17 protein-coding genes and 1 riboswitch are annotated in these 21,451 nt (G+C 53.3%); of the genes, 9 read left to right on the top strand and 8 right to left on the bottom strand.

Going from position 1 to position 21,451, the window contains the following annotated elements:
* Together carB and X965_RS09480 are read left to right on the top strand one after the other, a co-directional pair.
* On the top strand, nt 1–3,228 hold the full coding sequence (carB, locus tag X965_RS09485; protein WP_004237139.1) for a carbamoyl-phosphate synthase large subunit: 3,228 nt from the start codon (nt 1–3) through the stop codon (nt 3,226–3,228).
* 198 nt (nt 3,229–3,426) lie between these two features.
* Nucleotides 3,427–4,701, top strand: coding sequence for a YadA-like family protein (locus tag X965_RS09480; RefSeq protein WP_036417885.1), 1,275 nt, complete (start codon nt 3,427–3,429; stop codon nt 4,699–4,701).
* A 295-nt stretch (nt 4,702–4,996) separates the two neighbouring features.
* Here X965_RS09480 and dkgA read toward each other — a convergent pair whose 3' ends face one another.
* From dkgA to X965_RS09465, 3 genes are all read right to left on the bottom strand, one after another.
* Nucleotides 4,997–5,821, bottom strand: coding sequence for a 2,5-didehydrogluconate reductase DkgA (gene dkgA, locus X965_RS09475; protein ID WP_004237141.1), 825 nt, complete (start codon nt 5,819–5,821; stop codon nt 4,997–4,999).
* A gap of 28 nt (nt 5,822–5,849) precedes the next feature.
* A complete protein-coding gene (yqhD, locus tag X965_RS09470; RefSeq protein ID WP_004237142.1) occupies nt 5,850–7,007 on the bottom strand; it encodes an alcohol dehydrogenase in 1,158 nt (385 codons plus the stop codon).
* A gap of 137 nt (nt 7,008–7,144) precedes the next feature.
* Nucleotides 7,145–7,843, bottom strand: coding sequence for a DedA family protein (locus X965_RS09465; protein WP_036417883.1), 699 nt, complete (start codon nt 7,841–7,843; stop codon nt 7,145–7,147).
* 376 nt (nt 7,844–8,219) lie between these two features.
* Between X965_RS09465 and exbB the strand changes: the two genes are divergently transcribed.
* Together exbB and exbD are read left to right on the top strand one after the other, a co-directional pair.
* Nucleotides 8,220–9,128: a tonB-system energizer ExbB gene (gene exbB / locus X965_RS09460; RefSeq protein WP_036417881.1), complete on the top strand. Its 909-nt coding sequence runs from the start codon at nt 8,220–8,222 to the stop codon at nt 9,126–9,128.
* Between the two features lie 6 nt (nt 9,129–9,134).
* A complete protein-coding gene (gene exbD / locus X965_RS09455) occupies nt 9,135–9,557 on the top strand; it encodes a TonB system transport protein ExbD (protein ID WP_004237145.1) in 423 nt (140 codons plus the stop codon).
* A 30-nt stretch (nt 9,558–9,587) separates the two neighbouring features.
* Here the strand turns inward: exbD and X965_RS09450 are convergent, their stop codons facing one another.
* The gene (locus X965_RS09450) at nt 9,588–10,769 is read right to left on the bottom strand and encodes a multifunctional CCA addition/repair protein (protein ID WP_036417879.1); all 1,182 of its coding nucleotides are present in this window, start codon (nt 10,767–10,769) and stop codon (nt 9,588–9,590) included.
* A gap of 31 nt (nt 10,770–10,800) precedes the next feature.
* Nucleotides 10,801–11,418 (bottom strand): TIGR04211 family SH3 domain-containing protein, encoded by a 618-nt coding sequence (locus X965_RS09445; RefSeq protein WP_024474998.1) that lies wholly within the window; start codon nt 11,416–11,418, stop codon nt 10,801–10,803.
* A gap of 228 nt (nt 11,419–11,646) precedes the next feature.
* Between X965_RS09445 and X965_RS09440 the strand changes: the two genes are divergently transcribed.
* The 3 genes from X965_RS09440 (at nt 11,647) to hldE (ending at nt 17,008) form a co-directional block, all read left to right on the top strand.
* Nucleotides 11,647–12,615 carry an inorganic triphosphatase gene (locus X965_RS09440; protein ID WP_036417877.1) on the top strand — a complete coding sequence of 323 codons (969 nt, stop codon included), beginning with the start codon at nt 11,647–11,649 and terminating at the stop codon, nt 12,613–12,615.
* 46 nt (nt 12,616–12,661) lie between these two features.
* The gene (gene glnE / locus X965_RS09435; RefSeq protein ID WP_036417876.1) at nt 12,662–15,490 is read left to right on the top strand and encodes a bifunctional [glutamate--ammonia ligase]-adenylyl-L-tyrosine phosphorylase/[glutamate--ammonia-ligase] adenylyltransferase; all 2,829 of its coding nucleotides are present in this window, start codon (nt 12,662–12,664) and stop codon (nt 15,488–15,490) included.
* 90 nt (nt 15,491–15,580) lie between these two features.
* Nucleotides 15,581–17,008, top strand: a complete 1,428-nt coding sequence (gene hldE / locus X965_RS09430; RefSeq protein WP_004237151.1) for a bifunctional D-glycero-beta-D-manno-heptose-7-phosphate kinase/D-glycero-beta-D-manno-heptose 1-phosphate adenylyltransferase HldE — start codon at nt 15,581–15,583, stop codon at nt 17,006–17,008.
* Nucleotides 17,009–17,054: 46 nt separating this feature from the next.
* Here hldE and X965_RS09425 read toward each other — a convergent pair whose 3' ends face one another.
* Nucleotides 17,055–17,315, bottom strand: a complete 261-nt coding sequence (locus X965_RS09425) for an accessory factor UbiK family protein (RefSeq protein ID WP_004242156.1) — start codon at nt 17,313–17,315, stop codon at nt 17,055–17,057.
* A 141-nt stretch (nt 17,316–17,456) separates the two neighbouring features.
* Nucleotides 17,457–17,602: riboswitch (FMN riboswitch) on the top strand.
* A gap of 167 nt (nt 17,603–17,769) precedes the next feature.
* Here X965_RS09425 and ribB point away from each other — a divergent pair.
* Together ribB and ygiD are read left to right on the top strand one after the other, a co-directional pair.
* Entirely contained in the window at nt 17,770–18,423 is a 654-nt protein-coding gene (ribB, locus tag X965_RS09415) for a 3,4-dihydroxy-2-butanone-4-phosphate synthase (RefSeq protein WP_004237153.1), read from the top strand.
* A gap of 186 nt (nt 18,424–18,609) precedes the next feature.
* The gene (gene ygiD / locus X965_RS09410; protein WP_036413749.1) at nt 18,610–19,389 is read left to right on the top strand and encodes a 4,5-DOPA dioxygenase extradiol; all 780 of its coding nucleotides are present in this window, start codon (nt 18,610–18,612) and stop codon (nt 19,387–19,389) included.
* A gap of 75 nt (nt 19,390–19,464) precedes the next feature.
* Here the strand turns inward: ygiD and X965_RS09405 are convergent, their stop codons facing one another.
* Together X965_RS09405 and X965_RS09400 are read right to left on the bottom strand one after the other, a co-directional pair.
* A complete protein-coding gene (locus X965_RS09405) occupies nt 19,465–20,625 on the bottom strand; it encodes a glutathionylspermidine synthase family protein (protein ID WP_004242160.1) in 1,161 nt (386 codons plus the stop codon).
* Nucleotides 20,626–20,630: 5 nt separating this feature from the next.
* Nucleotides 20,631–21,308 carry a DUF1190 family protein gene (locus X965_RS09400; protein ID WP_004242161.1) on the bottom strand — a complete coding sequence of 226 codons (678 nt, stop codon included), beginning with the start codon at nt 21,306–21,308 and terminating at the stop codon, nt 20,631–20,633.
* Between the last annotated feature and the right edge of the window lie 143 nt (nt 21,309–21,451).

Raw genomic sequence — 21,451 nt, 5'->3', positions numbered from 1 at the left:
ATGGCAAAACGTACAGATATCAGCAGCATCCTGATTTTAGGCGCCGGTCCGATTGTTATCGGCCAGGCCTGTGAATTTGACTACTCCGGCGCCCAGGCGTGTAAAGCCCTGCGCGAAGAGGGCTACCGCGTTATCCTCGTTAACTCGAACCCGGCAACCATTATGACCGACCCGGAAATGGCGGATGCGACTTACATCGAGCCGATTCACTGGGAAGTGGTGCGCAAAATCATCGAAAAAGAGCGCCCGGATGCCGTTCTGCCGACCATGGGCGGACAAACCGCGCTGAACTGTGCGCTGGATCTGGAACGTCACGGCGTGCTGGCAGAGTTCGGCGTCGAAATGATTGGCGCGACAGCAGATGCGATTGATAAAGCCGAAGATCGCCGCCGTTTCGATATCGCGATGAAAAAAATCGGTCTGGATACAGCGCGTTCCGGTATCGCACACACCATGGAAGAAGCGTTTGCGGTCGCCGATGATGTCGGTTTCCCGTGCATTATCCGCCCGTCATTCACCATGGGCGGCACCGGCGGCGGTATTGCGTATAACCGTGAAGAATTCGAGGAAATCTGTACCCGCGGCCTGGATCTCTCCCCGACCAACGAACTGCTGATTGATGAATCACTGATTGGCTGGAAAGAGTATGAAATGGAAGTGGTGCGGGACAAAAATGATAACTGCATCATTGTCTGCTCCATCGAAAACTTCGACGCGATGGGGATCCACACCGGTGACTCTATCACTGTTGCCCCTGCACAGACCCTGACCGACAAAGAATACCAAATCATGCGTAACGCCTCGATGGCGGTGCTGCGTGAAATCGGCGTGGAAACCGGCGGCTCCAACGTGCAGTTCTCGGTGAACCCGAAAACCGGTCGTCTGATTGTTATCGAGATGAACCCGCGTGTATCGCGCTCCTCCGCGCTGGCCTCCAAAGCGACCGGCTTCCCGATTGCCAAAATCGCGGCCAAACTGGCAGTCGGCTACACGCTGGATGAACTGTCAAACGACATCACCGGCGGCCTGACACCGGCCTCCTTTGAGCCGTCCATCGACTATGTTGTGACAAAAATCCCGCGCTTTAACTTTGAAAAATTTGCCGGCACCAATGACCGTCTGACCACACAGATGAAATCCGTCGGTGAAGTGATGGCTATCGGCCGCACTCAGCAGGAATCCCTGCAAAAAGCGCTGCGCGGCCTCGAAGTGGGCGCGACCGGTTTTGATCCGAAAGTGAACCTGGACGACCCGGATGCACTGACCCGCATCCGCCGTGAGCTGAAAGAAGCGGGCGGCGAGCGGATCTGGTATATCGCGGACGCATTCCGCGCCGGACTGTCAGTTGACGGCGTATTTAACCTGACCAACGTTGACCGCTGGTTCCTGGTACAGATTGAAGAGCTGGTGCGTCTGGAAGAGCAGGTGGCAGAAGTCGGGATTAACGGCCTGACCCCCGAATTCCTGCGTCACCTGAAACGCAAAGGTTTTGCGGATGCGCGGCTGGCAAAACTGGTCGGTGTGGCGGAAGCTGAAATCCGCAAACTGCGTGACAGCTATCAGCTGTGGCCGGTTTATAAGCGTGTGGATACCTGCGCGGCGGAATTTGCCACTGACACCGCCTATCTCTACTCCACCTATGAAGAAGAGTGTGAAGCGCAGCCGAACAACGACAAACCGAAAATTATGGTACTCGGCGGCGGGCCGAACCGTATCGGCCAGGGCATTGAGTTTGACTACTGCTGCGTACACGCGGCGATGGCGCTGCGTGAAGACGGCTACGAAACCATCATGGTCAACTGCAACCCGGAAACGGTTTCCACTGACTACGACACTTCTGACCGCCTCTATTTCGAGCCGGTGACGCTGGAAGATGTGCTGGAAATCGTGCGTGTCGAAAAACCGGCGGGTGTGATTGTTCAGTACGGCGGCCAGACTCCGCTGAAACTGGCGCGCAGCCTGGAAGCGGCCGGTGTGCCGGTTATCGGTACCAGCCCGGATGCGATTGACCGCGCGGAAGACCGCGAGCGTTTCCAGCAGGCGGTCGTCCGCCTCGGCCTGAAACAACCGGCAAACGCCACCGTCTCTAATATTGAGCAGGCGGTTGAGCGGGCAAAAGAAATTGGTTATCCGCTGGTGGTGCGTCCTTCTTATGTGCTGGGCGGCCGCGCGATGGAAATCGTCTGCGACGAAACCGACCTGCGCCGTTACTTCCAGAATGCAGTCAGTGTCTCCAATGACGCGCCGGTACTGCTTGACCGCTTCCTCGACGATGCGATTGAGGTGGATGTCGATGCTATCTGCGACGGCGAACAGGTGCTGATTGGCGGCATTATGGAGCACATCGAACAGGCGGGGGTTCACTCTGGGGATTCTGCCTGCTCGTTACCGGCTTACACGCTGAGTCAGGAAATCCAGGATGTGATGCGCGACCAGGTGAGAAAACTGGCGATGGAACTGCGCGTGCGCGGTCTGATGAACACCCAGTTTGCGGTCAAAGACAACGAAGTGTATCTGATTGAAGTTAACCCGCGTGCGGCGCGTACGGTGCCGTTTGTCTCCAAAGCCACCGGGGTGCCGCTGGCGAAAGTCGCAGCGCGCGTGATGGCCGGTCAGACACTGGCGCAGCAGGGTGTGACAAAAGAAGTCATCCCGCCGTACTACTCGGTGAAAGAAGTGGTGCTGCCATTCAACAAATTCCCGGGCGTTGACCCGATTTTAGGGCCGGAAATGCGCTCTACCGGGGAAGTGATGGGCGTGGGACGCACCTTTGCGGAAGCCTTTGCCAAAGCCATGCTCGGCAGCTCTTCCTCACTGAAGAAGAAAGGCCGTGCGCTGCTCTCTGTCCGCGAAGGTGATAAAGCGCGGGTGGTGGATCTGGCGGCAAAACTGCTGAAACAGGGTTTTGAGCTGGATGCGACACACGGTACTGCGATTGTGCTGGGTGAGGCGGGTATTAACCCGCGCCTGGTGAATAAGGTGCACGAAGGTCGCCCTCACATTCAGGACAGAATTAAAAACGGCGAATACGATTACATTGTGAATACCACCGCCGGTCGTCAGGCGATTGAGGATTCCAAAGTGATCCGCCGCAGCGCCCTGCAATATAAAGTGCATTACGACACCACCATGAACGGCGGCTTTGCCACCACACTGTCTCTGAATATGGATCCGACAGAGAGAGTGATTTCAGTACAGGAAATGCACAGCCTGATTAAAGATAAATAATCACGTTTGTTAAAATAAAAAATCCGCTGCGGCGGATTTTTTATTTCTCCGGAAAAACGATTCGATTCTCTTCTGTTAAAATAATTACCTAACTATATTTTTTGCTTTTTTTTGTGTTTATGTTTTGTTTATTCTTTCTCTGCGGTAATGCAGGTATATTTTTTCAAATCCTGTTTTATCTATATTGAGAGTTAATGAATGAAAAAAAATTTAATTTCCCTGCTTATCATGCTGCCTTTTTCATATGCGAACGCTGATGATAACAGCAACTACTATTATGCAAGAACACTTGTTGATTTATCTGAATATAAAAAAGTTACTGAAGACGAGATTCCGGTATTAGTACCGGAAACCAGTACTAAATTATATTTTGTAGAAAATAATTATCAGCCATTGATTACATCTGAAATTAAAAATGAGTATGACCGCAGTGCGGGTATTTCAGAAGTTATTCAAACATATAATTACTTAAATGACAAAATTAATCATACACTGAACAGTGTTACGGAGATACAGAGTAATTCCCCTGTTTATAATCAGTCATTATCTCAAACTATTGATGAATTTAATAGTGACATGAAAAATATACAGGATGCTAATGAAAAACAGGATACTAAGCTGGAGAAACTGGGGGCGGCAGCCCTGTCTGCTGAAGTTAAAATCAATGAGATAAATGAGACAATATCACCGGTATTCAATGAGATATCTCAGTTAAAACAGGATGCAGACAGTATCAAAATACAGAGTGAATCTGTCATTTTATCTGTGGGTGAACTGCATACGGATATCTCAGCCGTTCAGACTGTGAATAAAGAACAGGATGATCAACTCGAAGAACTTCATTCGGAAAATAAAAACATAAGAAATAATATCAATTCTCTGATTGAACGAGCGATCCCTGCCGATAATGCAATTTATCAGTTAAAACAAGATAGTAAGAAGAATGAGCAGGAAATTAATAATCTGGAATCAGCTATCGAACTGACAGATGAAGTGAATTTTTCACAGGGTAACGAAATTCAGCAACAGGGAAAAATGATCTCTGAACTGAAAGCCGATTCAGACAAGCTGACAACAGATTTAAAAGATGTTCGCAAAAAGAGTAATACGACAACCAATGTGGCTAATGCTAACAGAAGAGATATTGATAAACATGCGACCAAAATTGATAAAAATACCCTCGATATCCTGAAGAACCGCCAGGATCTGCGTTCACTGGAAAATGATTTACGTGAAACCAACGAGCGCCTTGATAACGGTCTGGCGGCCAGTGCCGCACTGAACGGTCTGTTCCAGCCGTACGGTGTCGGTAAACTGAATATCACTGCGGCGATGGGCGGATACCAGTCCACTCAGGCAGTCGCAGTGGGAACCGGTTACCGGTTCAACGAGAACATCGCTGTGAAGACTGGTGTCGCATACACCGGTTCGAACGATGTGATGTACAACATGGCTTTTAACCTTGAATGGTAATGCTGTGTTATGGTGACTGAAAGGTCATGTTTCATATACTCCTCCTTTCATATTGGCGTTTGAATTTATTTTTAATAAATAGCGAATTAATTATATTGATGACAGCAAGGCTGAAATTTGGATAATTAATCCTGCTATATTTGCCATGCTTTGGGAAATACATATTGCGTTCGTGTATTTCCCCTTTTTTATTTATGAATTATTTGTTTATTGAATGGTCATTTGAAAAGTAGTTATAAAATAAATAAAAACCACCTGTATAATTTATACAGATGGCTTTCAGACAGTAACTAACTTAATTAAATTCTTTTGGATCCGGCCCTAAGCGGGTACCTGAATCGAGAGACTGAATCTGTGAGAGTTCTTCTTTCTCCAGACGGAAATCAAAGACATCAAAGTTTTCATGAATCCGCGAAGGGGTGACTGATTTCGGTATCACAATCAGCCCGCGATCCAGATGCCAGCGAATCACTATCTGTGCTGGTGTTTTCTGGTATTTCGCCGCTAATGCCTGAATGATATCAGTATCAAAAACGCCTTCGCCGCCCTGTGCCAGCGGGCTCCAGGATTCAGTGTGAATGGAATGGGTCGCATTCCAGGCCTGAAGCTCGCGCTGTTGCAGCAGAGGATGCAGTTCTATCTGATTGAGTACCGGTGCCACGCCGGTTTTGTGGATAATGCGCTGCAAATGGCCGATATCAAAATTACAGACACCGATACTGCGGGTCAGTCCGGATTTCTGTAATTCAATCAACTGCTCCCAGGCGGAGACATAATGGTCTTCTGCCGGTGCGGGCCAGTGGATCAGATACAAATCCACATAATCGAGCTGTAACTTTTTCAGGCTCGCTTCCAGCGCCTTACCGGCATGTTGCTGATCGCTGTTCCACAGTTTGGTGGTGATAAACAACTCGTCGCGGGGAACGGTGGTCGCTTTCAGTCCTTCACCGACACCTTCCTCGTTCTGATAAATCGCGGCAGTATCAATCAGCCGGTAACCGGTTTCGAGTGCGGTCTGCACAGCAGAGCCGACCACGTCGTTCCCGGCTTTCCAGACACCCAGCCCCAGTTGCGGCATTAAGTGTCCGTCAGATAAGGTAACTAATGCAGGTTTGTTCATGTGGCCTCCAATCAGTGTTTATGGTGTATCAGACGGCAGCCCGGTAGATCCGTTCACTGACTTCCGGTGTGATGTCCTGGTGTTCACCCAGGGCAGTCTGGCCGTGTTCAGTAAGCTTGGCAACCAGTTTGGGAATGCCGCTGTCATCAATCTGATAATCAGAGAAACGGGTTTTTATGCCCAGCTCTTCAAAGAAAACGCGGGTTGCTTCAATGGCGCACTCAATCCGGCTCTCTTCAGAACCGTCTGTCAGATGCCAGACACGCTCAGCGTACTGTAATAATTTTTCGCGCTTGGTTTTGCGTTTTTCCCGCAGCAGTGCCGGTAACACAATCGCCAGTGTCTGCGCGTGATCCAGTCCGTACAGCGCAGTAATTTCATGGCCCAGTGCGTGGGTTGCCCAGTCCTGCGGCACACCGGCACCAATCAGCCCGCTCAGCGCCTGGGTGGCGGCCCACATCACATTGGCACGGCTGTCATAATCCTCCGGATTTGCCAGTACTTTCGGGCCTTCCTCAATCAGTGTCAGCAGAATACCTTCTGCAAACCGGTCCTGAATTTTGGCATTCACCGGATACGTCAGATACTGCTCGAGGGTGTGAATAAAGGCATCAACCACGCCGTTGGCTGTCTGGCGCGGCGGCAGGGTGTAAGTGGTCTGCGGATCAAGAATGGCGCACTTCGGATGCACCAGCGGGTGACCGAATGATTGCTTATCTCCGGTTTCACGGCGGCTGACCACAGAAAAACAGTTGGTTTCAGAACCGGTGGCCGGAAGTGTCAGCACACAGGCAATCGGCAGTGCACTGCGGATATTGCGGCCTCCGGTAGTGATGATATCCCACGGGTCGCCCGGATAATCCACCGCAGCAGCAATAAACTTGGTGCCGTCGATAACAGACCCGCCGCCGACCGCCAGCAGATAGCTGATGTCATGCTCACGGATATACGCAATCGCTTTTACCAGCGTTTCATAGGCCGGGTTCGGCTCGATACCTGAAAATTCATGAACATCATAACCGTCCAGGGCAGCCAGTACCTGCTCGTAAACACCGTTACGCTTAATACTGCCGCCGCCGTACAGCATCAGCACTTTGGCATCTTTCGGGATTTCACTGCTGAGTTTGGCGATTTGGCCTTTGCCGAAACGAATTTTTGTCGGGGTGAAAAGAGTGAAGTTGTTCATTATTTCTCCGGGTAAGATTAGGAAAAATGAAGCGGATAACCATTAAGTGTAGTGTAAATCAGGGCGGGTGTTGTGGCGAACCGGATTGTGCTTTCCGGCACACCGGCAGCAAAAAGGCTCCCGCAGGAGCCCTTATCTTATTTCTTATAGGTGCGGTGACGTCTGCGGTTGAGCAGGGCGCGGCGTCTGCGGTAGTGGCGGATCAACAGATACAGGGATGCCGCGATACCGACAATCAGGAAAAAGACCGGGATCAGCAGCAGTGCGGTCATTACGGTTTTTTCGTGTGCTTTGACAAACGGGATCTGATTGAGCACATAACCGAAGGTGGTAATAATTGCCACCCAGAGGAATCCGCTCAGCCAGTTAAAGAACTGGAAACGGCGGTTCGGCAGTGTGGAGAGCCCGGCCAGCATCGGCAGCAGAGTACGGACAAAACCGAGAAAACGGCCGATCAGCAGGGCATACAGGCCGTGGCGGTTAAACAGCACTTCGGCTTTCTGATGATAATTTTTCGGGATCTGCGTCATCCAGCGCCTGACGGTTTTGGTATCACTCAGCCAGCGCCCCTGAACAAAACCCAGCCAACTGCCGATACCGGCGGCGGCGGTCAGAATGGCCAGTGTCGGCAGGAAATCCATCACGCCTTTCGCAATCAGTGCGCCTGACAAAATAAGCAGGGTATCCCCGGGCAGAAACGCAGTGGGCAGAATGCCGTTCTCCAGCACAATGACAGTGAAGAGGATAGCGTAAACCAGCCAGAGGACTTCGGGATTAGAGAGTGTGGCAAAATCGTGAGACCAGAGCGCACTCACAATCTCTGATAAACTAGACATTAGATTTCCTGTAAAACGAGATCCGGAACAACGGTACAGACAGTGTATCGCAAAAATTGTTCACTCGTTTGATTTGATCGGGTTTTTCTTCCGATTCACTGACGGTATAAAGTCAGGTTGGTGAATCATGTCCCTGCGTGTGTTTTTTGTGCGTTTTATCTGTGGTGATCCCGGATGGATGACTGAAAACCCTTAGCATTCCGTGTGAAATTTTCCGCCGGAATCGCATTTTTTGGTAAACGGTAATGATAATTACTATCAAATTACTCAGGGTTTGGTATGATCAGCGGGTTTCGTTTTTTGGGTAGCGATGAATAACACGATTTATTTTTTGCTGAGAAAGAGTTCATAACAAAAGAGAGTTGAAGGCCAACTGATGCGTAATTTGACCGTTTCTGTGCTATTGGCATTATGTTTAACCGGCAGTGCATTCGCAGATACCACTGCAGCTGTCACACCAGCGACAACAACACCTGTCACCGCGCCGGCAGCAACCGCCGGTCAGCCTGCTCAGACGCCTGAACAACCGGCGGTCCCGGTATCCGCAACAGAGGTTCCTGTTCAGGAAATCAGCGCAGCACCGGCAGACGGTAACCGTGGCTTTGCGGCGGAATTGTCCGTAATTTCCATGTATCAGGGCGCGGATGTTATCGTTAAATCGGTTATGATCGGCCTTATTATCGCCTCAGTGATTACCTGGTCCATTTTCTTTGCCAAGGGCGCTGATCTTATCGCTTCCCGCCGTCGTATCCGCCGTGAAGCGGCAGCAATCAAAGATGCCCGCTCGCTGGATGAAGCGGCAGCCATCGCCGATACATTCGGGAAAAAGAGTGTCACCCGGATGCTGGTGCTTGATGCCGTCAATGAGCGGACTGCATCAGAAAAAAGCCGTGATCTGAGCGGCATCAAAGACCGTGTGACATTCCGCCAGGAGCGTATCGTTGCCGGTGTTGCCCGTCATATGGGACGCGGTAACGGCTATCTGGCCACTATCGGGGCTATTTCACCGTTTGTCGGCCTGTTTGGTACCGTATGGGGTATCATGAACAGCTTTATCGGTATCGCCCACTCACAGACCACCAACCTCGCGGTTGTGGCACCCGGGATTGCAGAAGCACTGCTGGCAACGGCACTGGGGCTGGTCGCGGCAATTCCTGCGGTCGTTATCTACAACATCTTTGCCCGTATGATTTCCGCTTACCGTGGTGACCTGGGTGATACCGCAGCACACACTATTTTATGGCTGGGCCGTGATCTCGACCTGGCAGACAGCAAAGCAGGGTAATATCTGATGGCAATGCGTCTTAACGAAGAGTCGGATGACAGCGGCGAATTGCATGAAATTAACGTCACACCTTTTATTGATGTGATGTTGGTTCTGCTGATCATCTTTATGGTAGCCGCACCGCTGGCGACTGTTGATATTAAAGTAAATCTGCCGGCCTCAACGGCAAAACCACAGCCGCGTCCGGAAAAACCGGTCTTCCTGACGGTGAAAGCGGATAACCAGCTGCTGGTGGGCGAGCAGGAAGTCACAAAAGAAACACTGGCTCAGATCCTGGATCAGACCACGGAATCCAATAAGGAAACCACGATCTTCTTCCAGGCAGATAAAACGGTCGATTATGAAACGCTGATGGGCATTATGGATGCTCTGCGCAAAGCGGGATATCTGAAAGTCGGGTTAGTGGGTATGGAGTCTGCGGAGAAATAATTATCCGCAGCCTGAAATGAAAAAAGCCGTTCATGATGAACGGCTTTTTTGTTGCCAGCCTCTGATGGCCTCAGCGCGGCGGTGGGTGAGTTCCGCTTTGATGTCCGCGCCTTTAAAACCGGCCTCAATCACCGGTTTGACGGCAACCTGCTGTGCAAGCGCGAAGGCCTCAGCCAGTAACTGCCCCTGCGGATAATCTGCTGCGTCCGGCGCTATCCGGCTGCGGTAATCCGCTTCGCAAAGGATAGCCAGCTGTGTAATGCGCTCCGGCTTGCGCCAGGCATCCAGTGAATCAAACAGGGTGATGATATTGTCTGCAGTCAGATGGCTGATGTCATGAACAGTCCGGAAATCACGGGTGGCAAGCAGAGCCAGATCCCGTGCCGGGTTCGGCACCCGCAGGCGCTCAGACATCTTCTGAATTGCGGCGGTTCCCTCTGCGATACTGTGACCGCTCAGGTAAAGACACAGCGCGGCAAAGCGGATATCAGTGCTGTCAGTCAGAAGCACTGTCCGGCGCAGGAGTGCGGCGGTCAGGATGTCATAGCTTGTCTGCCCGTCAGTGGCGCTGAACAGGGCTTCCAGCTCCGGAAACAGCACCGCCAGCGCACCGCAATCACGCAGTACCGCAAAATAGATATCCGGGCACGGGCTGTTCAGGGCTTTTTCTGTCTCTTTCCAGACCCGCTCCGCCGTCAGATGGGCAAGCTCTCCCTGCTGTGTGATAGCAGACATCAGCGCAAGGGTTTCCGGTGCAATAACAAATCCCTGCGGGGCGAAACGGGCAGCAAAGCGTGCCACGCGCAGCACGCGCAGCGGATCTTCCGTAAACGCCGCAGAAACATGGCGGAGCACCCGGTTTTTCAGGTCATCTGCCCCGTGATACGGGTCATGCAGTGTGCCGTCAGCCGATTGGGCAATAGCATTGATGGTCAGATCCCGGCGCTGTAAATCGTCTTCCAGCGTGACATCCGGCGCACTGTAACAGGCAAATCCTGTGTATCCGGCCCCGGTTTTCCGCTCTGTCCGCGCCAGCGCATACTCCTCCCGGGTATCCGGATGGAGAAATACCGGGAAATCACGCCCGACCTGCTGATAGCCGCGCGCCAGCATCATCTCCGGGGTGGCACCGACAACCACCCAGTCTCTGTCCGAGACAGGCAGACCCAGCAGGGCATCGCGGACTGCGCCGCCGACCAGATAAATATCCACGCGTTTCTCCGTACTGCGGTTACTGTGAGGCTCAGTTCATCCAGCGATCTTTTTTCTTGCGGCGCGGGATCATATGCGGCAGCAGCAGACCCAGCAGCAGACCGGCACCGGCTACACCGCCGCCGTACATAAACCATTGCAGGATAATATCGCGCTGTTTGTCATCTAACTGCACGCTGATGGCATCCAGTTTTTTCTTTGCGACCACAACCTGATTACGCAGGCTGTCATTCTCTTTTTTCAGGTTATTAATGATATCATCACTGGCGGCCACACGGTTTTGCATGTCAGCCGTTTTGTCGTTCCAGGTGCCGTCGATATTGGCGAGTTTGCCGCGCAGGGTTTTAATTTCTTCTTCCATGGCCGGTACGCGTTCTTTCAGGCTCGGCGTGGTGCTCAGCAGCTCTTTCGGTAACCAGACATCGCGGTTTTTGCTGTCACGGACACGGACAAAACCACTCTCATTATTCACATCAAGAACGGTGACTTTTTCTCCGGAATTGAGTGAACCGGCAATGCGGTAGCGGTTGCTCGGGCCGCTGTGAACATAGGTGGAGAGGTCATCAGAGACATAACGGATTTCTTCAGCATGGGCGGTAATGCTGACGGTTGCTGCAAACAGCAAAGGGAGTAAGGCGAGTTTTTTCATCGTCATAAGCTTTATCAATCGTTGGTTATGAATAGCATACTAATGAGTTAAGTGTGCGGGTGCAAACGTTAAACAGCCATGAGATTACTCTTAACAACGGAATAAATGACGGGATAAAGTGGATAAACAGCGAAAAATCCGGCTATTTATAACAAATGAGTGTCATCTTTATCATGAATACAGGGTCAGACTGACGATAAATAACGGTATAAGATTACGGGAATGTCTATGAGCGATTACGAAACAGAACTGAAATTTGCGGTAAAACCGGAAGCCATCACAGCGGTGATCGCTGCGCTGACCGCCTTTCCTCATCAGCATTTCCGTGCTGTCCGCCTGACCAACAGCTATTTTGAAACAGCTGACGACACACTGCGGCAGTGGGATATGGGACTGCGGATCCGGGGATGTGATACCGAATATGAAATGACCCTGAAAACGGCCGGAAATGATATCGGCGGTTTACATCAGCGTCCTGAATATAATATTCCGCTCTCCCGCCCGGAACTGGATTTAGCGGCGCTGCCTGCGGATGTCTGGCCGCCGGAAACGGATGTTGCGGCGCTGCAGTCATCACTGCGCGCCCGTTTTACCACGGATTTCGCCCGTGAAAAGTGGCTGCTGACAGTCAATCACAGTGTGGTGGAAGCGGTGCTGGATCAGGGCAGTGTGGTTGCCGGAGAGGCAGAAAGCTCTATCTGTGAATTTGAGATGGAGCTGAAAGAGGGGGCTGCCGCTGATTTGCTGACAGCCGCCAAAGCCCTGGCGGAATTGCCGGGGCTGCGCCTTGCCGGGCGCAGCAAAGCGGCACGCGGTTACTGGCTGGCTCAGGGAGCCCCGGTACCGGAACTGCCTGAGCTGTTCACAGAGTGGGATCCGCAGACCCCGCTGACGGATGTGGTTGTCCGTCTGATCAAACAGTGGCAGAGCCTGGAAGAAGCCTGGCTGCTGGATGCGGACGGCGCATTACCGGCATTGCAGCAAACCCTTTCTCTGCTGCTGACACTGGCAGACCACTATCCCGGCGCAGTGCCTGATTTTGTCCGTGACTGCCCGCTGCCGGAGGTGGTATCGGCACTGGCGGAAGCGGATGCAAAATCTGCGGATGTCTGTTTCAGTCCGGTATGGTTGCAGTGTAAACTGGCTTTCACGCAATGGGTTTTCGCACTGTGGATGGCGGCGCCTGCCATGCCGTAACCGGGTGCAGAGCTGTTATGTGAATCTGATAACAAAAGGAACATTGATGCTGCCGCTGACCCCGATACTCCGGCAAGCCGCTGAGCGGGTAACCGCCCGGCTTGATACCGGACTGGTGCCGTACTCTGAACAGGAAGCGCTGATTTTTGCCGGCAGTGATTTTGTGGCGGAGCAGTGTATCCGCCACCCGGACTGGCTCTCCGCCCTCCGCGACACCCCACCGCAGCCGGATGAATGGCAGGATTACGCCGCCCGGCTGACGGAGATGATGGCGGATGCCGCACAGGAAGAGGATGTGATGCGGGTGCTGCGCCTGTTCCGTTATCAGATGCTGATGCGCATTGCTGTCATGCAGATCCTGCGCCGGAGCACCACAGAAGAGACGCTGCGTCAGCTCAGTGAACTGGCGGAAGTGCTGATTATCGCCGCCCGTGACTGGCTTTATCAGTGCTGTTGTGCGGACTGGGGCACACCCTGTTCGGCAGACGGCAGCGCAATGCCGCTTCTGATCCTCGGGATGGGGAAACTGGGCGGTGGCGAGCTGAATTTCTCCTCCGATATTGATCTTATTTTTGCTTATCCGGAAAACGGTGTCACGCAGGGTGGCCGCCGCGAGCTGGAAAACGCACAGTTCTTTACCCGCCTGGGACAAAAAATTATCAGAATGCTGGATCACGCCACAGCGGACGGTTTCGTCTACCGCGTAGATATGCGCCTGCGGCCGTTCGGTGACAGCGGGCCGCTGGTGTTCAGCTTCTCCGCCCTGGAAGATTATTATCAGGAACAGGGGCGCGACTGGGAGCGCTATGCGATGGTCAAAGCGCGTATCCTCGGCCGTGATGATTCCGCGTACAGTGAGACGCTGCGCCGGATGCTGCGCCCGTTTGTTTACCGCCGCTATATTGATTTCAGTGTGATCCAGTCTCTGCGCAATATGAAAGGTATGATTGGCCGCGAAGTCCGGCGGCGCGGGCTGACCAACAATATTAAACTCGGTGCCGGTGGCATCCGGGAAGTGGAATTTATCACCCAGGTCTTTCAGCTGATCCGCGGCGGACGTGAGCCGGGATTACAGACACAATCCCTGCATGCGGCGCTGGCGGAAATCGCCCGTCTGGGGCTGCTCGGTGAGGAGCAGGTCGCGCAGTTGCTGGATGCTTACACGTATCTGCGGCGGCTGGAAAATCTGCTGCAGGCCATTAATGACAGCCAGACACAGACGCTGCCGGATTCACCGTTGGATCAGGCGCGGCTGGCACAGGGGATGGATGCCGCTTCGTGGGCGGATCTGGAAACGGTGCTGAACAGTAAAATGGCGGCAGTGCACCAGATTTTTACCGATCTTATCGGCGAGGATGATGAGGAAAGTGAGGATGAAACTGCCTTACAGCCGTTTATCTCGTTGTGGGAGAGTGAGCCGGAACTGACTGATATCACCTCTCTGTTTTCCCTGAATGAAGAAGATGCCGCACAGTTTCTTACCGGTTTACAGGGGTTCCGGCAGGATCTCGGCAAACGGACCATCGGGCCGCGCGGACGGGATGTGCTGGATCATCTGCTGCCCAAACTGCTGGCGAAGCTGGTGTCCCAGCCGGATGCACAGCGGGTGTTACAGCGCCTGACGCCGCTGTTGCTCAGCATTGTCAGCCGGACAACCTATCTGGAGCTGCTGCTGGAATCCGATGTGGTACTGACCCATGTGGTGCGGTTGTGTGCGGCATCCCCGATGATTGCCGTGCAGCTGGCGCGCCATCCGCTGCTGCTTGATGAGCTGCTGGATCCGGCCTCACTCTACCAGCCGCTGCCGCTGAATGCGTACCGTGATGAGCTGCGTCAGTATCTGATGCGGGTTCCGGAGGACGATGAGGAGCAGCAGCTTGAGGCACTGCGCCAGTTTAAACAGGCACAGTTGTTGCGGATAGCGGCGGAAGATATCACCGGCGTGCTGCCGGTAATGAAAGTGAGTGATCACCTTACCTGGCTGGCAGAAGCAATGATCGGTGCTGTGGTGCAGCAGGCGTGGGGGCAGATGGTCAGACGCTATGGTGAACCTGCGCATCTGACCCGCGACGGGGATAAAGGTTTTGCGGTGATTGGTTACGGCAAGCTGGGCGGCTGGGAGCTGGGCTACAGCTCTGATCTCGACCTGGTGTTTTTGCTGGATTGCCCGGAAGGCACACAAACCACCGGCCCGCGTGAAATCGACGCGCGGCAGTTCTATCTGCGGCTGGCGCAGCGCATTATGCATCTGTTCAGCACCCGCACATCATCCGGCGTGCTGTATGAGGTGGATGCCCGTCTGCGGCCATCCGGGGAAGCCGGGATGCTGGTCAGCACGCTGGAGGCATTTGCGGATTACCAGCAGAACAGCGCCTGGACCTGGGAGCATCAGGCTCTGATCCGTGCCCGTCAGGTGTACGGCGATGAGGCGATTGCTGCCCGTTTTGACAGCATCCGCCGTGATATTCTGTGCCGTCAGCGTGATAACGCACAGCTGAAACTGGATGTCCGTGAGATGCGCGAAAAAATGTATCAGCATCTCGGCAGCCGTGATGACAGCGTGTTTAACATCAAAACTGATCCGGGCGGGATCACGGACATTGAATTTATCGCTCAGTATCTGGTACTGCGTTTTGCACCGGAGAATAAAGCGCTGATCCGCTGGTCTGATAATGTCCGGATTTTTGAGCTGATGGCTAATTATGATGTGATGCCGGAAGAGGAGTCACTGCGGCTGACTGCGGCCTATATTATGATGCGCGACAGGCTGCATCATCTTTCTTTGCAGGATAAATCCGGCGTGGTGCCGCTGACGGAATTTGCCGCTGAGCGCGAATTTGTCCGCGCCCGCTGGCAGCACTGGCTCGGGGAATAAGCACCGGTTGCCGCACGCGGATTTTCTGTCCGGCGGCCAGTTTGTGATATTATCAGCAATAATTTCGTTATTCATAAGGTGGAGCAGGGAATGAAAGTAACACTCCCGGATTTTCAGAATGCCGCAGTTTTAGTCGTCGGTGATGTGATGTTAGACCGTTACTGGCACGGGCCGACCAGCCGGATCTCCCCGGAAGCCCCGGTACCGGTGGTGAAAGTCACTGAAATTGAAGAGCGTCCCGGCGGTGCGGCAAACGTGGCCATGAATATCGCGTCTCTGGGGGCAAATTCCCGCCTCGTGGGGCTGACCGGTATTGATGACGCCGCCCGTGCACTGACCGAGCGCCTGAATGATGTGAAAGTCCGCTGTGATTTTGTCGGCCTGCCGACACACCCGACGATCACCAAGCTGCGCGTGTTATCCCGCAGCCAGCAGCTGATCCGCCTGGATTTTGAAGAAGGTTTTTCGGATGTAGATCCGCAGCCGATGCTTGAGCGTATCGCACAGGCGCTGCCGCACATCGGCGCGCTGGTGCTGTCTGATTACGCCAAAGGCGCACTGGCGCATGTGGAAGAGATGATCGCGCTGGCCCGCAAATCCGGTGTACCGATTCTGATCGACCCGAAAGGCACCGATTTTGCCCGTTATCGCGGCGCAACCTTACTGACGCCGAATATGTCAGAGTTTGAGGCTGTGGCCGGGAAATGCACCGATAATGCGGATATCGAAGAAAAAGGCCTGAAAGTTATCCGTGATTTCGATTTGCAGGCACTGCTGGTGACCCGCTCCGAGCAGGGCATGAGCCTGCTGCGTCCGGGACAGCCTGCCCTGCATCTGCCGACACAGGCGCAGGAAGTGTTTGATGTGACCGGTGCCGGGGACACGGTAATCGGTGTGCTGGCAACCTCGCTGGCCGCCGGGAAAACCCTGGACGAATCCTGTGCGCTGGCCAATGCCGCTGCAGGTGTGGTGGTCGGTAAGCTGGGGACATCCACCGTATCGCCGGTTGAACTGGAAAATGCCGTACGCGGCCGCAGCGATAACGGCTTTGGTGTGATGACCGAAGCAGAGCTGCATCAGGCGGTGGCGGATGCCCGTCAGCGCGGCGAGAAAGTGGTGATGACCAACGGCTGTTTCGACATTCTGCACGCCGGACACGTCTCTTATCTTGCCAACGCCCGCAAACTGGGTGACCGCCTGATTGTGGCGGTAAACAGTGATGCTTCCACCAAACGTCTGAAAGGCGAAAGCCGTCCGGTCAACCCGCTGGATCAGCGGATGATTGTACTCGGTGCGCTGGGTGCCGTGGACTGGGTGGTGCCGTTTGAGGAAGATACGCCGCAGCGTCTGATCGCTTCTGTTCTGCCGGATGTGCTGGTTAAGGGCGGGGATTACCGTCCGGAAGAGATCGCCGGCAGTGAGGAAGTGTGGGCCGCAGGCGGGGAAGTGAAAGTCCTCAATTTTGAGGATGGCATTTCCACCACCAATATCATCAATACGATCAATAAATCAAAGTAACCGGCTGATTATGCAGGAGATACGCACGGCGTATCTCCTGTTGTCATTACTCGCCGCCTTTTTCCGCCAGGCGCGCTTCCAGCTCTGCCAGACGTTTTTCCATCTGCGACAGTTTTTCGCGGGTGCGCAGCAGCACCTGAGTCTGCACATCAAACTCTTCGCGGTTGACTAAATCCAGCTTGCCGAGCTGTGACTGTAAAATGGCACGCATCTTTTTATCGATATCCGCTCCGATCTCCCGCACACCTTTCGGCAGCGCGCTTTGCAGCTGTGTGGCAATCTGTTCAATTTTTTTCGGGTCAATCATGATTTTTCCTTTCTGAGCCGGAGGATCGTTATGCCGCAAATAGTAACCTGTTACGGGATTCTGAACCAGTCTGAGTTCTCATTTTGAGCCCCCGGTAAAAATAACCACTGGCCGGGCTCACTCGTTGGGGGTATAGTAACTCTGCTATCTCAGGGCGGGGTGAAAGTCCCCACCGGCGGTAAACATTCCATTGCGAATGAAGCCCGCGAGCGCTTCACTACGGTGAAGGTCAGCAGATCCGGTGTAATTCCGGGGCCGACGGTTATAGTCCGGATGGGAGAGAGTCAGCATCAGCCGGGCAATATCCGCCCGTCCGATCGCATATCATCAATTATCTGCACAGGTAAAAACCTGTTGCGGCATGGTTTTATGACATGGCGTTATGATATGTATGCAACTCCTAAGATGCCCTGGTTCTGGTAATCATTTTTAATTACGATGAGGTTTATTTACCATGAATCAGACGCTGTTATCAGATTACGGCAATCCGATTGAACGTGCAGAACGTGCCATTGAAGCTATCCGTCAGGGACGGGGGGTAATGGTACTCGATGATGAAAACCGCGAAAACGAAGGCGACATGGTGTTCGCCGCCGAAACCATCACCGTTGAGCAGATGGCACTGACCATCCGTCACGGCAGCGGTATTGTGTGCCTGTGCCTGACTGACGAACGCCGTCAGCAGCTTGAGCTGCCGATGATGGTGGAGAACAACTCCAGCCAGTTCAAAACCGGCTTTACCGTCACGATTGAAGCCGCTCACGGTGTGACCACCGGGGTATCTGCGGCTGACCGCGTCACCACCATCCGCGCTGCGGTGGCTGATGGCGCTGTTCCGGCGGATCTGAACCGTCCCGGCCACGTATTCCCGCTGCGCGCGCAGAACGGTGGTGTGTTAACCCGCCGCGGTCATACCGAAGCCTCTGTTGACCTGGCGACACTCGCCGGTCTGAAGCCGTACGGTGTGCTGTGTGAACTGACCAACGATGACGGCTCAATGGCCCGTGCACCGGAAGTGATTGTGTTTGCAAAAGCCCATGATATGCCGGTTGTGACTATTGATGACCTGGTGCAGTACCGTGAGCAGTTAATGGCGAAAGCGGGCTGACATCACTGACAGGGTCAGTAACTGAACAAGACTGAAATCCTGAGAATGCCGCTGCTGACACAGCGGCATTTTTGTATCCGCACTCCTGTCATATTTTTTGAATAACTTCATCATGATTACCCTGCGTGATAAATCCCGGAATGGCATACACTGATCTCAGTGAACAATTTTTGTGTGAGGTCAGCAATGAAACGATTACCGGCTCTGTTTGCGGGTCACGGCAGCCCGATGAATGTCCTGGAAACCAACCGTTATACCGAAACCTGGCGGCAACTGGGAGAGGAGATACCGCGTCCGTCCGCCATTCTGGTGATTTCCGCGCACTGGTATACACAGGGGGCGTGGCTGACATCTGCCGCACACCCGCGCACCATCCATGATTTTCGCGGTTTTCCGCCTGCGCTGCATGAAACGGAATATCCGGCTCCCGGATCATCTGCGCTGGTGGCGCGGGTAAAAGATCTGCTCAGTGATGATAATATCGGGGAAGATCACGGTGAGTGGGGGTTAGATCACGGCAGCTGGGGGATCTTAGTGAAAATGTATCCGGATGCGGATATTCCGGTGGTGCAGCTCAGCCTTGACGGCAGCAAACCGGCACAGTGGCATTATGATACCGGCCGTAAACTGGCGGCGCTGCGTGATGAAGGTGTGCTGGTGCTCGGCAGCGGTAATGTGGTGCATAATCTGCGTGAGATGGACTGGCAGAATGCGCAGGCCGAACCGTATCCGTGGGCAGTGAGTTTTAATAATTTTGTGCGTGATAACCTGGAGAGCGACGCCCGGCCGCATCCGCTGGTGAATGCACTTGAGCGCGAAGACGGAAAACGGTCGAATCCGTCACCGGAACATTATCTGCCGCTGCTCTATATTCTCGGTATGCGGCAGGGCAGCGAGCCGGTCACCGTACCGGTAGATGGTATTGAATCCGGCTCACTGAGTATGCTGACAGTCAAAGTCGGCTGACGATTTCTTTTGTCATAAAAAATCCCCGGGACATCTGATGTCCCGGGGATTTTTGTATCAGCCAGAGACTATTCGTCAGTCAATAATGACATGCGGATAGAAACGGGAGAGATCCTGGGTGATAAGCTCTTTATCTTCACGGATGCAGATCCCGGCAGATTCATCATTTACCAGCCAACTGCCTACGAGGGTATAGCTGTCGCCGAATTTCGGCAGGGAATGGAACTGCTGGACAATCATGCCTTCTTCGCCGTAAGGGCCGTCCGCTGCGGCGATTTCTTTGCCGTTTTCGATAATACGGATATTGGCACCTTCGCGGGAGAACAGCGGCTTGATGACGTAGCTCTCCATTTCCGGATACGGTTTATCCGCAAAATAGGCAGGCAGCAGGTTCGGGTGATCCGGGAACATTTCCCACAGCATCGGCAGCAGGGCTTTGTTGGAGATAATGCTCTTCCAGGCCGGTTCCAGCCAGCGAACACCGGCGTCTGTCAGCTTGGTGGAGAAAATCTCCCGCATCATAAATTCCCACGGATAGAGTTTAAACATGTTGCTGATAATCTGATCCTGAAGATCAGTAAACTCACCGCGATCGCCCAGCCCGATATCTTCGATAAACAGAAAATCAGTGGTGACACCGGCTTCCTGTGCACAATCCTGCAAATACTGGATAGTACCGCGATCTTCCACGGAATCCTGACAGCAGGCCATGTGCAGATAACGGAACCCGTACTCTTCCGCCAGCACCCCGAAACGCTCAATCAGCTTTTCCTGGATGCCGTTGAACTGATCGGCATTTTCCGGCAGGTTACCGGCGGCAATCTGGTCTTCCAGCCAGATCCACTGGAAGAAAGCGGATTCATACAGCGATGTCGGTGTATCCGCATTATTTTCCAGTAACTTCGGCGGATTCACGCCGTCATAGGCCAGATCCAGGCGTGAATAAAGCGACGGCTGGCGGGTTGCCCATGACTCACGCACGAAATCCCAGCAGTGTTTCGGGATTTGAAAACGGGCCATCAGCTCGTCACTTTGTGTGACTTTATCCACCACCTGAAGACACATCTGATGCAGTTCGCTGGTCACTTCCTCGATTTCATCGATTTGTGCCATAGAAAACTGATAACAGGCATCTTCTGACCAGTACGGCTCGCCGTACATAGTATGAAAATGGAAGCCGAATTCCTCGGCTTTCCCGCGCCAGTCAGGGCGCTCGCTAATCGCTACGCGTTTCATGTAAATCAGCCGCCCATTGAACGGGAAGATGAATTGCTGCTGCCGGATGAGCGCTGCATGGTGTTCTGTTTCGCCACGCTGTCACCGAAGCCACCGCGTGTGGTGGTGGTTGTGGTGGCCGGTTTTGGTGCCATGGCGGTTTTCGGTACTGTCATGCTGCGTCCGCCGGTGGCAGAACCGTAGTTTTTACCGGTGGCATCAACAAACTTGCCGTTAGCCGGGCTTGCCGGGTTACGGGAAGTGAACAGCGGCTGAGAAGCAGCGGCACCGCCGCCCATCATACGGCCCATCATATAACCGGCCATCAGCGGCATCCAGAAGCTGCCGGATGCCTGGGCAGGTTGCTGCTGCTGGCTGTTATTCGCCAGCTCTGTTGGTGCCTGAGTACACTGGGCTTCACCGAATTCCGCCACGCAGTCTTCGCGGGTGGCATATTTCGGTGCGGTTTTTGCTGCTTCTTCCAGTGCGTTGTTATAGGCAGTGGTACATTCACCGGCCTGTGACGGGTTCGCGGCGGAGCACTGCTCTGCGGTGGTGTAGAGCGCAACGGTTTCATCGGCTTCATCGCAGGCGGTTAACATCAGAACAGCGCCGACAGCAGCCGCAACAGGTGCCAGGCGGTACTGACGCCAGGTTTTGCGGAAAGCGTCGCGGTTAATATTCTTGGTGCGTTTCATTGTCATCGTCGTTATATCCGGAAACGGTTTTATGGGAGGTAATTACTGTCTAGGATAGGGGAAAACTGTGTGAAATTAAAGCAATAATCTGCTTTTTGCATCTGATGTGAATTAAATCAGATTAACAGAAAAAAAAGATACCGGTATCG

Source organism: Morganella sp. EGD-HP17 (assembly GCF_000512315.2).
Classification (GTDB): Bacteria; Pseudomonadota; Gammaproteobacteria; order Enterobacterales; family Enterobacteriaceae; genus Morganella; species Morganella morganii.
This window is presented reverse-complemented; position numbering and strand designations above follow the sequence as displayed.

Excerpts from the sequence above, each read along its gene's own strand:
- ribB (WP_004237153.1), top strand. The coding sequence starts at position 17,770 with ATGAATCAGACGCTGTTATCAGATTACGGCAATCCGATTGAACGTGCA.
- X965_RS09440 (WP_036417877.1), top strand. The coding sequence starts at position 11,647 with ATGAGCGATTACGAAACAGAACTGAAATTTGCGGTAAAACCGGAAGCC.
- dkgA (WP_004237141.1), bottom strand. The coding sequence starts at position 5,821 with ATGAACAAACCTGCATTAGTTACCTTATCTGACGGACACTTAATGCCG.
- X965_RS09405 (WP_004242160.1), bottom strand. The coding sequence starts at position 20,625 with ATGAAACGCGTAGCGATTAGCGAGCGCCCTGACTGGCGCGGGAAAGCC.
- ygiD (WP_036413749.1), top strand. The coding sequence starts at position 18,610 with ATGAAACGATTACCGGCTCTGTTTGCGGGTCACGGCAGCCCGATGAAT.
- hldE (WP_004237151.1), top strand. The coding sequence starts at position 15,581 with ATGAAAGTAACACTCCCGGATTTTCAGAATGCCGCAGTTTTAGTCGTC.
- X965_RS09480 (WP_036417885.1), top strand. The coding sequence starts at position 3,427 with ATGAAAAAAAATTTAATTTCCCTGCTTATCATGCTGCCTTTTTCATAT.
- exbB (WP_036417881.1), top strand. The coding sequence starts at position 8,220 with ATGCGTAATTTGACCGTTTCTGTGCTATTGGCATTATGTTTAACCGGC.
- X965_RS09400 (WP_004242161.1), bottom strand. The coding sequence starts at position 21,308 with ATGACAATGAAACGCACCAAGAATATTAACCGCGACGCTTTCCGCAAA.
- carB (WP_004237139.1), top strand. The coding sequence starts at position 1 with ATGGCAAAACGTACAGATATCAGCAGCATCCTGATTTTAGGCGCCGGT.
- X965_RS09445 (WP_024474998.1), bottom strand. The coding sequence starts at position 11,418 with ATGAAAAAACTCGCCTTACTCCCTTTGCTGTTTGCAGCAACCGTCAGC.
- yqhD (WP_004237142.1), bottom strand. The coding sequence starts at position 7,007 with ATGAACAACTTCACTCTTTTCACCCCGACAAAAATTCGTTTCGGCAAA.
- X965_RS09465 (WP_036417883.1), bottom strand. The coding sequence starts at position 7,843 with ATGTCTAGTTTATCAGAGATTGTGAGTGCGCTCTGGTCTCACGATTTT.
- X965_RS09425 (WP_004242156.1), bottom strand. The coding sequence starts at position 17,315 with ATGATTGACCCGAAAAAAATTGAACAGATTGCCACACAGCTGCAAAGC.
- exbD (WP_004237145.1), top strand. The coding sequence starts at position 9,135 with ATGGCAATGCGTCTTAACGAAGAGTCGGATGACAGCGGCGAATTGCAT.
- glnE (WP_036417876.1), top strand. The coding sequence starts at position 12,662 with ATGCTGCCGCTGACCCCGATACTCCGGCAAGCCGCTGAGCGGGTAACC.